Annotated in this window: 11 protein-coding genes; 10 read left to right on the top strand and 1 reads right to left on the bottom strand. The window is 61.1% G+C overall.

Translation table 11 applies throughout. From position 1 onward, the window contains the following. Positions 1-234: 234 nt before the first annotated feature. Positions 235-489: a cold shock domain-containing protein CspD gene (gene cspD, locus M1D99_RS10685; RefSeq protein ID WP_458132127.1), complete on the top strand. Its 255-nt coding sequence runs from the start codon at positions 235-237 to the stop codon at positions 487-489. 80 nt (positions 490-569) lie between these two features. Here cspD and icd read toward each other — a convergent pair whose 3' ends face one another. Then, positions 570-1,826, bottom strand: a complete 1,257-nt coding sequence (gene icd, locus M1D99_RS10680; RefSeq protein ID WP_458131748.1) for an NADP-dependent isocitrate dehydrogenase — start codon at positions 1,824-1,826, stop codon at positions 570-572. Between the two features lie 482 nt (positions 1,827-2,308). On the opposite strand from icd, the gene M1D99_RS10675 reads away from it, so the two are divergent. The 9 genes from M1D99_RS10675 (at position 2,309) to aceA (ending at position 13,082) form a co-directional block, all read left to right on the top strand. Further along, a complete protein-coding gene (locus M1D99_RS10675; RefSeq protein WP_458131747.1) occupies positions 2,309-4,534 on the top strand; it encodes an NADP-dependent isocitrate dehydrogenase in 2,226 nt (741 codons plus the stop codon). Positions 4,535-4,734: 200 nt separating this feature from the next. Then, on the top strand, positions 4,735-5,181 hold the full coding sequence (locus M1D99_RS10670) for an NUDIX hydrolase (protein ID WP_434575166.1): 447 nt from the start codon (positions 4,735-4,737) through the stop codon (positions 5,179-5,181). Positions 5,182-5,240: 59 nt separating this feature from the next. Next, the gene (gene mnmA / locus M1D99_RS10665; protein ID WP_434575164.1) at positions 5,241-6,365 is read left to right on the top strand and encodes a tRNA 2-thiouridine(34) synthase MnmA; all 1,125 of its coding nucleotides are present in this window, start codon (positions 5,241-5,243) and stop codon (positions 6,363-6,365) included. Next, a complete protein-coding gene (gene hflD, locus M1D99_RS10660; protein ID WP_434575162.1) occupies positions 6,362-6,985 on the top strand; it encodes a high frequency lysogenization protein HflD in 624 nt (207 codons plus the stop codon). Before mnmA ends, hflD begins: the two co-directional genes overlap by 4 nt. Before the next feature lie 257 nt (positions 6,986-7,242). Then, complete coding sequence (purB, locus tag M1D99_RS10655) at positions 7,243-8,613, top strand: adenylosuccinate lyase (protein WP_186730311.1); 1,371 nt, start codon at positions 7,243-7,245, stop codon at positions 8,611-8,613. An 84-nt stretch (positions 8,614-8,697) separates the two neighbouring features. Continuing rightward, on the top strand, positions 8,698-9,864 hold the full coding sequence (locus M1D99_RS10650; RefSeq protein WP_122568505.1) for a ribosomal protein uL16 3-hydroxylase: 1,167 nt from the start codon (positions 8,698-8,700) through the stop codon (positions 9,862-9,864). Continuing rightward, a complete protein-coding gene (locus M1D99_RS10645; protein ID WP_186709768.1) occupies positions 9,857-10,282 on the top strand; it encodes a GNAT family N-acetyltransferase in 426 nt (141 codons plus the stop codon). Before M1D99_RS10650 ends, M1D99_RS10645 begins: the two co-directional genes overlap by 8 nt. Before the next feature lie 255 nt (positions 10,283-10,537). Then, positions 10,538-11,299 (top strand): secretin N-terminal domain-containing protein, encoded by a 762-nt coding sequence (locus M1D99_RS10640; RefSeq protein ID WP_434575157.1) that lies wholly within the window; start codon positions 10,538-10,540, stop codon positions 11,297-11,299. Between the two features lie 457 nt (positions 11,300-11,756). Next, positions 11,757-13,082, top strand: a complete 1,326-nt coding sequence (gene aceA / locus M1D99_RS10635; protein ID WP_014337679.1) for an isocitrate lyase — start codon at positions 11,757-11,759, stop codon at positions 13,080-13,082. Positions 13,083-13,445: the final 363 nt, after the last annotated feature.

Genomic DNA, 13,445 nt, shown 5'->3' with positions numbered 1-13,445 from the left:
AGGTTCGTTTAGTTGGCGAATACAGTGATGGGGGCGCTTGTGGGCGATTTCAACCACGACCACCGGAGCCACCTTGACTATCGGGAAATCGGTGTTACAACCAATAGAGCCCATCGTGGGTTAAAAAGGTCCGTGGAATCTATCCTGTTAACAAGATTAGCCTGCGGATGGACTGGATGATACTCCAGTGATGGAGTGCGTTGCAGAGGGAAATGGGTTATGTCGGTCGGCAAGATGAAAGGCAAGGTGAAATGGTTCAACAATGCCAAGGGCTACGGTTTCATTCTCGCGGACGGCAGGGATAACGAAGACCTGTTCGCCCATTATTCGGCGATCGAGATGGAAGGCTACAAGACCCTGAAGGCCGGGCAGCCCGTGACGTTCGAAATCATCCAGGGCCCCAGGGGCTTGCACGCGGTCAAGATCAGGACCGTTCCCGTCGAAAAGGATCCCGTCCCGGTGAAGACCAGAATCACCGAGACCCATTGACCAGCAGTCACCACCGCGCATAAATGAAAATGCCCGGCTCGATCACTCGAGCCGGGCATTTGCGCAAGGCGCCGATCCGCTTACATGTGCGAGATCAGGGCATCACCGAAGCCCGAGGACGACACCAGCTTGGCACCCTCCATCAAGCGCTCGAAGTCATAGGTCACGGTCTTGGCCGAAATCGCGCCATTGGTGCCCTTGATGATCAGGTCGGCCGCTTCGGTCCAACCCATGTGACGCAGCATCATTTCCGCCGACAGGATCAGCGAACCCGGGTTGACCTGGTCCTTGCCAGCGTACTTGGGCGCGGTACCGTGGGTGGCCTCGAACATCGCCACGGTGTCGGACAGGTTGGCGCCCGGCGCGATGCCGATGCCGCCCACTTCCGCCGCCAGGGCGTCGGACAGGTAGTCACCGTTCAGGTTCAGGGTGGCGATCACGTCATATTCAGCTGGACGCAACAGGATCTGCTGCAACATCGCATCGGCGATGGCGTCCTTGACGATGACGTTCTTGCCGGTCCGCGGGTTCTTGAACTGCATCCACGGCCCACCGTCGAGCAGGGTCGCGCCGAATTCCTCGGCCGCCACTTCGTAGGCCCATTCCTTGAAGGCACCTTCGGTGAACTTCATGATGTTGCCTTTGTGCACGATGGTCAGCGAATCGCGATCGTTATCGACCACATATTGCAGGGCCTTGCGAGCCAGGCGCTTGGTGCCCTGCTTGGAAACCGGCTTGACGCCGATGCCGCAATCCTCATCGAAGCGGATCTTGGTCACGCCCATTTCTTCTTTCAGGAACTTGATGACCTTGGCGGCCTCGGCCGAACCGGCCTTCCACTCGATACCCGCGTAGATGTCCTCGGAGTTCTCACGGAAGATCGTCATGTCCACGTCGCCAGGCTTCTTGACCGGACTTGGCACGCCTTCGAACCAGCGCACCGGGCGCAGGCAGACATACAGGTCGAGCTGCTGGCGCAGGGCTACGTTCAACGAACGGATACCGCCACCGACCGGCGTGGTCAGCGGGCCCTTGATGGACACCACGTAGTCCTTGACCGCATCCAGGGTTTCCTGGGGCAGCCAGGTGTCCTGGTCGTAGACCTGGGTCGCTTTCTCACCCGCATAGACTTCCATCCAGGAGATCTTGCGCTTGCCGCCATAGGCCTTCTGAACCGCAGCGTCCACAACCTTGATCATGACCGGACTGATATCGACGCCAATGCCGTCGCCTTCGATGAAGGGGATGATCGGGTTGTCGGGAACATTAAGAGAATGGTCTGCATTGACGGAGATTTTGTCACCGACGGCTGGAACCTGAATCTTTTGATACCCCATGCTGAACTCCATTGCTTGGATTGAACATCTGGCTGCGTTCGAGCGTACCCCAGTTGAATCGGCACGCAAACCCTACGTTAGGCCCATCCATGGCAAAGCCTTGCACTTCGCCGTGTACAAGCCTGAAAACCAAGGGAAAAGCGCCAAACATGAGCATAGTCCGCCTCAGGAGTACTGCGACGTTTAGACCAATGGACGTGTACGGAAGTCTATGAACCATCGGCAGATCGCCAGCTACCTATGTATAATGCCGCCGCTGACCACAGGGTCACGACGGCTGATGGCTCTATTACGAGACTTTCCGCCATTTTGAAAGCCGGACCGTTACCGCGGCCCGACCGCTTGACGCTCGACTGATGCACCCAACATCACCGCGAAGAAACCTCGACATTCGGCTCACGGATGACTTTGAACGAACGCGCTTACCCGGCGCCCCTCGAGTTTCTGCGCATGCTTTAGCAAAGAAGAGAGTTAATCCGAATATGCCCACCCGCTCGAAGATCATCTATACCTTCACCGACGAAGCGCCTGCCCTCGCCACCTATTCGCTGCTGCCGATCGTCGAAGCCTTTACCGCTTCGGCCGATATCGCCGTGGAAACTCGCGATATCTCCCTCGCAGGGCGCATCCTGGCCAGCTTCCCCGAGCAACTGGGTGACAAAGCCGTAGCCGACCACCTCGCCGAACTGGGCGACCTGGCCGTTACGCCTGAAGCCAACATCATCAAGCTGCCGAACATCAGCGCCTCGGTGCCGCAACTGCAGGCCGCGATCAAGGAGTTGCAGGCCCAGGGCTACGCACTGCCGGACTACCCGGAAACCGTGACCACTGCTGCCGAGAAAGACGCGCGCGCCCGTTACGACAAGGTCAAGGGCAGCGCCGTGAACCCGGTCCTGCGCGAAGGCAACTCCGACCGTCGCGCGCCGCTGTCGGTCAAGAACTACGCCCGCAAGCACCCGCACAAGATGGGCGCCTGGGCCGCGGACTCCAAGTCCCACGTAGCCCACATGATCACCGGCGATTTCTACGGCAGCGAAAAAGCCGCCCTGATCGACGCCGCCGGCAGCGTGAAAATCGAGCTGATCGCCCAGGACGGCACTGCCACTGTCCTGAAGGAAAAGACCACCGTACAAGCCGGTGAGATCCTCGATTGCGCCGTGATGAGCAAAAACGCCCTGCGCGAGTTCATCGCCGCCGAAATCGAAGACGCCAAGCAAAAAGGCGTGCTGCTGTCGGTTCACCTCAAGGCCACCATGATGAAGGTCTCCGACCCGATCATGTTCGGCCAGATCGTGGCCGAGTTCTATAAAGACGCCCTGGCCAAGCACGCGCAAGTGCTGGAGCAGATCGGCTTCAACCTGAACAACGGCATCGGCGACCTGTACGCCCGCATCAAGGCCCTGCCGGCCGAACAGCAGGCGCAGATCGAAGCCGACATCCAGGCGGTCTACGCGGCGCGCCCATCCCTGGCGATGGTCAACTCCGACAAAGGCATCACCAACCTGCACGTGCCGAGCGACGTCATCGTCGACGCCTCGATGCCGGCCATGATCCGTGACTCCGGCAAGATGTGGGGCACCGACGGCCAGCTGCACGACACCAAGGCCGTGATCCCGGATCGCTGCTACGCCACCATCTACCAGGCGGTGATCGAAGACTGCAAGCAACACGGCGCCTTCGACCCAACCACCATGGGCAGCGTGCCGAACGTCGGCCTGATGGCCAAGAAAGCCGAAGAGTACGGCTCCCACGACAAGACCTTCCAGATCAAGGTCGCCGGTGTGGTACGTGTTTCGGACAACAACGGTCAGACCCTGCTGGAGCAGAACGTCGAGGCTGGCGATATCTTCCGCATGTGCCAGACCAAGGACGCGCCGATCCAGGATTGGGTCAAGCTGGCCGTCAACCGTGCCCGCGCCAGCAGCACCCCGGCGATCTTCTGGCTGGACCCGATGCGCGCCCACGATGGCGTGGTCATCGAGAAGGTCCAGGCCTACCTGAAGGACCACGACACCAGCGGCCTGGACATCCGCATCATGTCGCCTGTCGACGCGATGAAGTTCACCCTGGGCCGTACCCGCGAAGGCAAGGACACCATTTCGGTGACCGGCAACGTGCTGCGCGACTACCTGACCGACCTGTTCCCGATCATGGAACTGGGTACCAGCGCCAAGATGCTGTCCATCGTGCCGCTGATGAACGGCGGTGGCCTGTTCGAAACCGGCGCCGGCGGTTCGGCACCCAAGCACGTTCAGCAGTTGCTGGAAGAGAACTTCCTGCGCTGGGATTCCCTGGGCGAGTTCCTGGCCCTGGCCGCGTCCCTGGAACACCTGGGCGTGACCTACGACAACCCGAAAGCCCTGGTGCTGGCCAAGACCCTCGACCAGGCTACCGGCGAGTTCCTGGACCGCAACAAGTCGCCTTCGCGCAAGGTCGGCGGCATCGACAACCGCGGCAGCCACTTCTACCTGACCCTGTTCTGGGCCCAGGCATTGGCCGCCCAGGATGACGACGCAGCCCTCAAGGCCCAGTTCACCACCCTGGCCAAGACATTGACCGACAACGAAGAAAAAATCGTTGCCGAACTCAATGCCGTGCAAGGCAAGCCCGTGGACATCGGCGGCTACTACTTCGCCAACCCGGAACTGACCAGCAAGGCCATGCGCCCGAGCAACACCTTCAACGCGGCGATTGCTGCGCTGGTGTAAGGTTGTAAGGAAGCACCACGAACCCCGGCCTTGTGCCGGGGTTTGTGTTTCTGCCGTCCCTGATAACAATCCCCTGTGGGAGCGAGCCTGCTCGCGAAAGCGGTGTATCGCTTAGCATCAATGTTGAATGTTCCTCCGCTTTCGCGAGCAGGCTCGCTCCCACAAGATCGGCATTCCAATCTGAAAATAGAGGAACCATCATGAACTGGCACCCCCACATCACCGTCGCCACCATCGTCGAAGACCACGGCCGCTTCCTGATGGTGGAAGAATCCAAGGGCGGACGCGCAGTACTCAACCAGCCCGCCGGCCACCTGGACCCGAACGAAACCCTCATCGAAGCCGCCGTGCGCGAAACCCTCGAAGAAACCGGCTGGGACGTCGAGCCCACCAGCGTCACCGGCATCTACCTCTACACCGCCCCTAGCAACGGTGTGACTTACCAACGGGTCTGCTTCGCCGCCAAGGCCCTGAAACACCATCCCGAATACCAACTGGACGACGGCATCCTCGGCGCCAAATGGCTGACCCGCGACGAACTGCTCGAACAGCGCGAACACTGGCGCAGCGAGCTGATCATCCGCTGCATCGACGATTATCTGGCCGGCCATCGCCATAGCCTGGAGCTTATCCGTCCTTCTCTTTAGCCTTGCGCGCCCGGGCCTGATAGAATCGCGTCCTTTTTCAAGACACTCATTGAATTCCTATGCGTGATCCAGCCTCTTCGAACACTCCCAAGCAACGCGTCATTGTCGGCATGTCCGGCGGCGTGGACTCTTCCGTTTCCGCCCTTCTGCTGATCGAGCAGGGTTACGAGGTGGAAGGCCTGTTCATGAAGAACTGGGAAGAAGACGACGGAACCGAATACTGCACCGCCATGGACGACCTGGCGGACGCCCAGGCCGTGTGCGACAAGATTGGCATCAAGCTGCACACCGCCAACTTCGCCGCCGAATACTGGGACAACGTGTTCGAGCATTTCCTGGCCGAATACAAGGCCGGCCGCACGCCGAACCCGGACATCCTCTGCAACCGCGAAATCAAGTTCAAGGCGTTCCTCGACTACGCCATGATGCTCGGCGCGGATCTGATCGCCACCGGCCACTACGTACGTCGCCGCGACATCGACGGCCGCACCGAACTGCTCAAGGGCCTGGACCCGAACAAGGACCAGAGCTACTTCCTGCATGCCGTCGGCGGCGAGCAGATCGCCAAGACCCTGTTCCCGGTGGGCGAACTGGAAAAGCCCGAAGTACGGGCAATTGCGGAGAAACATGACCTGGCCACAGCCAAGAAGAAAGATTCCACTGGGATCTGCTTCATTGGCGAACGTCGTTTCAGCGATTTCCTCAAGCAATACCTGCCGGCCCAGCCGGGCGAGATCAAGACCACCGAAGGCGAGGTCATCGGCCGTCACCATGGCCTGATGTACCACACCATCGGCCAGCGCCAAGGCCTGGGCATTGGCGGGCTGAAAGACGCCGGCGAAGAGCCGTGGTACGTGCTGGTCAAGGACCTGGAACACAACGAGCTGATCGTCGGCCAGGGCAACGACCATCCCTGGCTGTTTTCCCGCGCCCTGCTCGCCTCCGACATCTATTGGGTCAACCCGATCGACCTCAGCGAACCTCGCCGCCTGACGGCCAAGGTTCGCTATCGCCAGAGCGACCAGCCCTGCACCCTGGAAAAAACCGCCACGGGCTACCGTGCCACCTTCGATGACCCGCAGCGGGCGGTCACCCCCGGCCAGTCCGTGGTGTTCTACGACGGCGACGTCTGCCTGGGCGGCGGCGTGATCGAAGTCGCGCAACCCTGGAGCAGCGAGGCATGACCCCTACCCAGGAACAACTGACGGCATTGGGCGGTGTGTTTCTCGCCGCCGTGCTGGTGGACCGGATCGCCAAGACCGGCCAGGCCTCCGAAGCAGGCGTGGCCTGCATGCTCGGCAGCCTGCTGGTTCGCGACCCCAAGGACACCCTGGAGGTCTACGGCGGCGACGACTTGAACCTGCGTGAAGGTTACCGTGCACTGATTGGCGCCCTGGAGCGCGACCCCAGCGCCCTGCAACGCGAACCGCTGCGCTATGCCCTGTCGATGCTGGGCCTCGAGCGCCAGCTGGCCAAACGCGACGACCTGCTGGAAACCATCGGCAAACGCTTGCCGCAGATCCAGTCCCAGGTCGAACACTTCGGCCCGGCTCACGAAAACGTCGTCGCGGCCTGCGGCTCGCTGTACCAGGACACCTTGAGCACTTTGCGCCAGCGCATCCAGGTGCATGGCGACATGCGTAACCTGCAACAGCCGAGCAATGCCTCGAAGATCCGCGCCCTGCTCCTGGCCGGGATCCGCTCGGCACGGCTGTGGCGGCAGTTGGGTGGCCACCGCTGGCAACTGGTGATCAGCCGACGCAAATTGCTCAAAGAGCTTTACCCGTTGATGCGCAACGAATAAGTCGCCTTTGTGGCGAGGGAGCTTGCTCCCGCTGGGCTGCAACGCAGCCCCCCCCTGAGCCCGGCGGATCTAGCGCGCGGCTTGGATTCAGGGCCGCTTCGCGCCCCAGCGGGAGCAAGCTCCCTCGCCACAGGTGTTCAATAGCTTTAGCTTTATCTTGTTACGCGTAACACGCCGGTCAGTTGGCGACGGACCGGCGCTGGTTTTCATGTATGATACGCGCCCCATTTCGTTGCCCGACTGTCCGAGAACACCCCATGCAGCTCTCTTCGCTCACTGCGGTTTCCCCTGTTGACGGCCGCTACGCCGGCAAAACCCAGGCCCTGCGCCCGATTTTCAGCGAGTACGGCCTGATCCGTGCCCGCGTCCTGGTTGAAGTGCGCTGGCTCCAGCGCCTGGCCGCTCACCCTGCCATCCCTGAAGTCCCGGCGTTCTCCGCCGAAGCCAACGCGGTGCTCGACACCCTGGCGGAAAACTTTGTGCTGGAGCACGCCGAGCGCGTCAAAGAGATCGAGCGCACCACCAACCACGACGTCAAGGCCATCGAATACCTGCTCAAGGAGCAGGCGGCCAAGCTGCCGGAACTGGCCAATGTCAGCGAGTTCATCCACTTCGCCTGCACCAGCGAGGACATCAACAACCTGTCCCACGCCCTGATGCTGCGCGAAGGCCGTGATGAGGTGATGCTGCCGCTGATGCGCCAGACCGCCCAGGCCATCCGCGAGCTGGCGATACGCTTCGCCGACGTGCCGATGCTGTCGCGCACCCACGGTCAACCGGCTTCGCCGACCACCCTGGGCAAGGAACTGGCGAACGTCGTCTACCGCCTGGAGCGCCAGATCGCCCAAGTGGCCGCCGTGCCGCTGCTGGGCAAGATCAACGGCGCCGTGGGCAACTACAACGCCCACCTGTCGGCCTACCCGGACATCGACTGGGAAGCCAACGCCCGCGCCTTCATCGAAGACGAACTGGGCCTGAGCTTCAACCCGTACACCACCCAGATCGAACCGCACGACTACATCGCCGAGCTGTTCGATGCGATCGCACGCTTCAACACCATCCTGATCGACTTCGACCGTGACATCTGGGGCTACATCTCCCTGGGTTACTTCAAGCAGCGCACCATCGCTGGCGAAATCGGCTCCTCGACCATGCCGCACAAGGTCAACCCGATCGACTTCGAAAACTCCGAAGGCAACCTGGGCATCGCCAACGCACTGTTCCAGCACCTGGCGAGCAAACTGCCGATCTCCCGCTGGCAGCGCGACCTGACCGACTCCACCGTGCTGCGCAACCTGGGCGTGGGCTTTGCCCATAGCGTCATTGCCTATGAAGCCAGCCTCAAGGGCATCAGCAAGCTGGAACTGAACGAGCAGAAGATCGCCGCCGACCTGGACGCTTGCTGGGAAGTCCTGGCCGAGCCGATCCAGACCGTGATGCGTCGCTACAACATCGAAAACCCGTATGAAAAGCTGAAAGAACTGACCCGTGGCAAGGGCATCAGCCCTGAAGCGCTGCAGACTTTCATCGATGGCCTGGACATGCCTGCCGAAGCCAAGGCCGAGCTGAAGAAGCTCACGCCAGCCAGCTACATCGGCAACGCGGCGGCACAAGCCAAGCGCATCTGATCCATCGCTTTACCTTTGAGACGCCCGGCCGCGCCGGGCGTTTTTATTCGCGTCTGAAAAGTATATTTTTTCAATAGGTTACACATGAATCCTGATATTCCTCTGCAACTCCTGGGCGGCATCACGGCACGGGAGTTCCTGCGCGACTACTGGCAGAAAAAACCCCTGCTGATCCGTCAGGCGATTCCTGACTTCCAAAGCCCGATCGATGCCGACGAGCTGGCCGGCCTGGCACTGGAAGAAGAAGTCGAATCGCGCCTGGTGATCGAGCACGGCGAGCGCCCCTGGGAATTGCGTCGCGGCCCGTTCGCCGAAGACGAATTCAGCAAGCTGCCGGAGCGCGAGTGGACCCTGCTGGTGCAGGCGGTGGATCAGTTCGTACCGGAAGTCAGCGAACTGCTGGAGAACTTCCGCTTCCTGCCGAGCTGGCGCATCGACGACGTGATGATCAGCTTTGCCGCCCCGGGCGGCAGCGTGGGTCCGCATTTCGATAACTATGACGTGTTCCTGCTGCAAGGCCATGGCCAGCGCAACTGGAAAATCGGCCAGATGTGCGACTCCGAAAGCCCACTGCTGCAACACGCCGACCTGCGCATCCTCGCCGACTTCGAAGCCACTGACGAGTGGGTCCTGGAACCCGGCGACATGCTCTACCTGCCGCCGCGCCTGGCCCACTGCGGCGTGGCCGTGGACGACTGCATGACCTACTCGGTGGGTTTCCGTGCGCCGAGCGCCGCTGAAGTGCTGACCCACTTCACCGACTTCTTGAGCCAGTTCCTGCCGGACGAAGAGCGCTACACCGACGCCGACGCGCGCCCGGTGGCCGACCCGCACCAGATCCAGCACGACGCCCTCGACCGCCTCAAGGGCCTGCTGGCCGAGCACATGAGCGACGAGCGCCTGCTGCTGACCTGGTTCGGCCAATTCATGACCGAGCCACGCTACCCGGAGCTGGTGGTGGGCCCGGAACTGGAAGAAGACGACCTGCTGGCCAGCCTGGAACAAGGCGCCGTGATCATCCGCAACCCGAGCGCACGCCTGGCCTGGTCGGAAGTCGACGATGACCTGCTGCTGTTCGCCAGCGGCCAGAGCCGCTACCTGCCGGGCAAGCTGCGTGAATTGCTGAAAATGATCTGCGCCGCCGACGCCCTGCACATCGAAAACCTCGGCCCATGGTTGGCCGACGAAGACGGTCGCGGCCTCGTCTGCGAGCTGGTCAAGCAAGGCAGCCTGGGGTTCGCCGATGAATAAAATTCACGTTCGTGTCGCAGACTGGCAAAAGGATAACGCCGAGATCCGGCGCATTCGTGAGACCGTGTTCATTGCCGAACAATCCGTACCACCCGAACTGGAATGGGATTCGGATGATCAGGACGCTGTACATTTCCTGGCCTTCGAAGGCGACTTCCCCATCGGCACCGCGCGCCTGCTGACCGATGGCCATATCGGCCGGGTCTCGGTCCTCAAGGACTGGCGCGGCCTGAAGGTGGGCGATGCGCTGATGCACGCCGTGATCGCCGAAGCCGAGAAGCGTGGGCTCCAGCAACAGATGCTCAGCGCCCAGGTGCACGCCACGCCGTTCTATGAGCGGCTGGGGTTTGCGGTGGTCAGCGAGGAGTTCCTGGAGGCCGGCATTCCTCATGTGGACATGGTGCGGCGCTCGGCCTGACACTGCCAGAAGCAGCAACACACTACCCTGTGGCGAGGGAGCTTGCTCCCGCTGGGTCGCGCAGCGACCCCAAAAAAAGAGGGCCGCTGCGCAGCCCAGCGGGAGCAAGCTCCCTCGCCACAAGAGCACCATCAACACCACAAAACGCCCCGCCATCCACCGATGCCGGGGCGTTTTGCCGTCTACCATTCAACTTGCCCCACCCGAGGCCGACAAACTGGCAATATCAGGCCTTTGTCTCACGGAGAAATGGACATGCTTCTACGTACCCTGCTGACCCTCCTGCTGCTGGGTGGCAGCCTGTCAGCCATGGCCGACACGCAAATCGTGCCACTGAACTACCGCACCAGCGCCGACCTGTTGTCGGTGGCACAGAATTTCATCGGCAAGGACGGCCAGGTCAGTGCCTACGGCAACCAACTGATCGTCAATGCCGAGCCCGGCAAGATCGAAGAACTCCGGCAATTCCTCGCCCAACTGGACACCGCGCCCAAGCGCCTGCTGATCACCGTCGATACCAACGAAAACAACCTGCAGGGCGACCAGGGTTATTCCATCAACGGCGCCGCGCCCAGCCAGACCCGCATCATCAACCGCAGCACCGCCAGCCGTGACGGCGGCGTGCAGCAGGTGCAGGCCAGCGAAGGCCAGCCGGCGCTGATTCAGGTCGGCCAGAGCGTACCGTTCACCAGCAGCCAGACCGACAACTATGGTCGCCTGCAAAGCCAGACCGAATACCGTAACGTCACCCAAGGTTTCTATGTCACCGCCAGCGTCACCGGCGAAACCGTTCACCTGAGCATCAGTACCAACCGTGACCGCATGAGCCAGGAGCGTCCCGATGTAGTGAACGTTCAGAGTACCGACACAACGGTCAGCGGACGCCTGGGCGAATGGATCACCCTGGCCGGCGTGAATCGCCAGACTCAGGCCGATAAACAGGGCCTGACCCGCAGCTACTCGACCCAGGGACGCGACGACATGATTTTGCGGGTCAAGGTCGATACCCTGAACTGAAGCACCAAAAACTGACTGATGAGTCGTATTAGACCAAAGATGTAGTGCCATAAAAAAAGCACTACAAAACGTTTGACGAGGCAAAAAACCGAAGGCATGATGGCCTCGCTCCCGCTAATCAGGGGCCCTGGCAAGGGCCTTCGGGTCGACGCTTGCAACTACCCTGCGAGCCGATTCGTGTCTGTACCGCCCACAAGGTGTGTTTGACGAGGTTGCGACTGGAACGAAGTTGTCCCGAGGGACGGAAGCGTAACTAGGTAACCCGGCATCACTCTGAGTTCGTATGAAAGGCCCACGACGCCCGAATGCGCCCGCAGTTCGCCCCTACCTGCTCACTTTCCCCTCGAGCCCATCGTTCATCCCGTCGCCACCCCGCCTGAACCGACTTGTACGCCAGCCCCCTGGTCGGCAGGAGCCGGAATTTTCCACCAAGACCTATGCGACGAGGTTTATCTCCATGGCACTGACACGCGAACAGCAAATTGCAGCCCTTGAAAAAGACTGGGCTGAAAACCCGCGCTGGAAAGGCGTGAAGCGCAATTATTCCGCTGCTGACGTCGTCCGTCTGCGTGGCTCGGTTCAACCTGAGCACACCTTTGCGAAGATGGGCGCCGAGAAGCTCTGGAACCTGGTCACCCAGGGCGCCAAGCCAGCCTTCCGTCCCGAGAAAGATTTCGTCAACTGCATGGGCGCCCTGACCGGCGGCCAGGCTGTACAGCAAGTCAAGGCCGGCATCCAGGCGATCTACCTGTCGGGCTGGCAAGTGGCCGCGGACAACAACTCCGCCGAGTCGATGTACCCCGACCAGTCGCTGTACCCGGTGGACTCGGTTCCAACCGTGGTCAAGCGCATCAACAACTCGTTCCGTCGCGCCGACCAGATCCAGTGGAAAGCCGGCAAGAACCCCGGCGACGAAGGCTACATCGACTACTTCGCACCGATCGTGGCTGACGCTGAAGCCGGTTTCGGCGGTGTCCTGAACGCCTACGAGCTGATGAAGAGCATGATCGAGGCAGGCGCCGCTGGCGTTCACTTCGAAGACCAACTGGCTTCGGTGAAGAAATGCGGCCACATGGGCGGCAAGGTCCTGGTGCCGACCCAGGAAGCCGTGCAGAAGCTGACCGCTGCCCGCCTGGCCGCCGACGTTGCCGGTGTACCGACCATCATCCTGGCCCGTACCGACGCCAACGCCGCCGACCTGCTGACCTCGGACTGCGACCCGTACGACCAGCCGTTCGTCACCGGCACCCGTACCCAGGAAGGCTTCTACAAAGTGCGCGCCGGTCTCGACCAAGCCATCGCCCGCGGCCTGGCCTATGCGCCGTACGCCGACCTGATCTGGTGCGAAACCGCCAAGCCGGACCTGGACGAAGCCCGCCGTTTCGCCGAAGCGATCAAGAAGGAATACCCGGACCAACTGCTGTCGTACAACTGCTCGCCTTCCTTCAACTGGAAGAAAAACCTGGACGACGCGACCATCGCCAAGTTCCAGCGCGAACTGTCCGCCATGGGCTACAAGCACCAGTTCATCACCCTGGCCGGCATTCACAACATGTGGCACAGCATGTTCAACCTGGCGCACGACTACGCCCGCAACGACATGACTGCCTACGTGAAGCTGCAAGAGCAGGAGTTCGCTGACGCCGCCAAGGGCTACACCTTCGTGGCTCACCAGCAGGAAGTGGGCACCGGCTACTTCGACGACATGACCACCGTGATCCAGGGCGGCACTTCGTCGGTGACCGCACTGACCGGCTCCACCGAAGAAGAACAGTTCCACTGATCCTGAGCTAAACGGCCCTTGCGGACCGAATAAAAGCTAACCGCAAAGCCGACGATCTGACGCCCCGACTGGTTCGGGGCTTTTTTTTGCCTATGCTTTGGCAGCAATGTAGTCGCATGAAATGATTCCGTGGCGAGGGAGCTTGCTCCCGCTGGCTGCCCAGCAGCCTTTTTGTGAGCGCTTCGCGCTCAAGCGGGAGCAAGCTCCCTCGCCACAAGATTCAGACAAGCCTTAAGGAAGCGTTCCTACAGGAAAGACAAAAAAATTGATCGAACGCAGTATCAGGCAGTCTGAAAAAGAGTAAAACGGCCGGCGCTGACAACTGCAGTTAACGAGCATGTAAGAAAAGTTCTCAGCCACTGC

Source organism: Pseudomonas sp. R3-41 (assembly GCF_054161485.1).
The sequence above is the reverse complement of the archived record's forward strand: the minus strand, read 5'-3'. Positions and strand labels throughout refer to the sequence as shown.

What these genes read in the sequence shown, in the direction of transcription:
- cspD (WP_458132127.1), top strand. Translation starts at nt 235, where the DNA reads ATGAAAGGCAAGGTGAAATGGTTCAACAATGCCAAGGGCTACGGTTTC.
- icd (WP_458131748.1), bottom strand. Translation starts at nt 1,826, where the DNA reads ATGGGGTATCAAAAGATTCAGGTTCCAGCCGTCGGTGACAAAATCTCC.
- M1D99_RS10675 (WP_458131747.1), top strand. Translation starts at nt 2,309, where the DNA reads ATGCCCACCCGCTCGAAGATCATCTATACCTTCACCGACGAAGCGCCT.
- M1D99_RS10670 (WP_434575166.1), top strand. Translation starts at nt 4,735, where the DNA reads ATGAACTGGCACCCCCACATCACCGTCGCCACCATCGTCGAAGACCAC.
- mnmA (WP_434575164.1), top strand. Translation starts at nt 5,241, where the DNA reads ATGCGTGATCCAGCCTCTTCGAACACTCCCAAGCAACGCGTCATTGTC.
- hflD (WP_434575162.1), top strand. Translation starts at nt 6,362, where the DNA reads ATGACCCCTACCCAGGAACAACTGACGGCATTGGGCGGTGTGTTTCTC.
- purB (WP_186730311.1), top strand. Translation starts at nt 7,243, where the DNA reads ATGCAGCTCTCTTCGCTCACTGCGGTTTCCCCTGTTGACGGCCGCTAC.
- M1D99_RS10650 (WP_122568505.1), top strand. Translation starts at nt 8,698, where the DNA reads ATGAATCCTGATATTCCTCTGCAACTCCTGGGCGGCATCACGGCACGG.
- M1D99_RS10645 (WP_186709768.1), top strand. Translation starts at nt 9,857, where the DNA reads ATGAATAAAATTCACGTTCGTGTCGCAGACTGGCAAAAGGATAACGCC.
- M1D99_RS10640 (WP_434575157.1), top strand. Translation starts at nt 10,538, where the DNA reads ATGCTTCTACGTACCCTGCTGACCCTCCTGCTGCTGGGTGGCAGCCTG.
- aceA (WP_014337679.1), top strand. Translation starts at nt 11,757, where the DNA reads ATGGCACTGACACGCGAACAGCAAATTGCAGCCCTTGAAAAAGACTGG.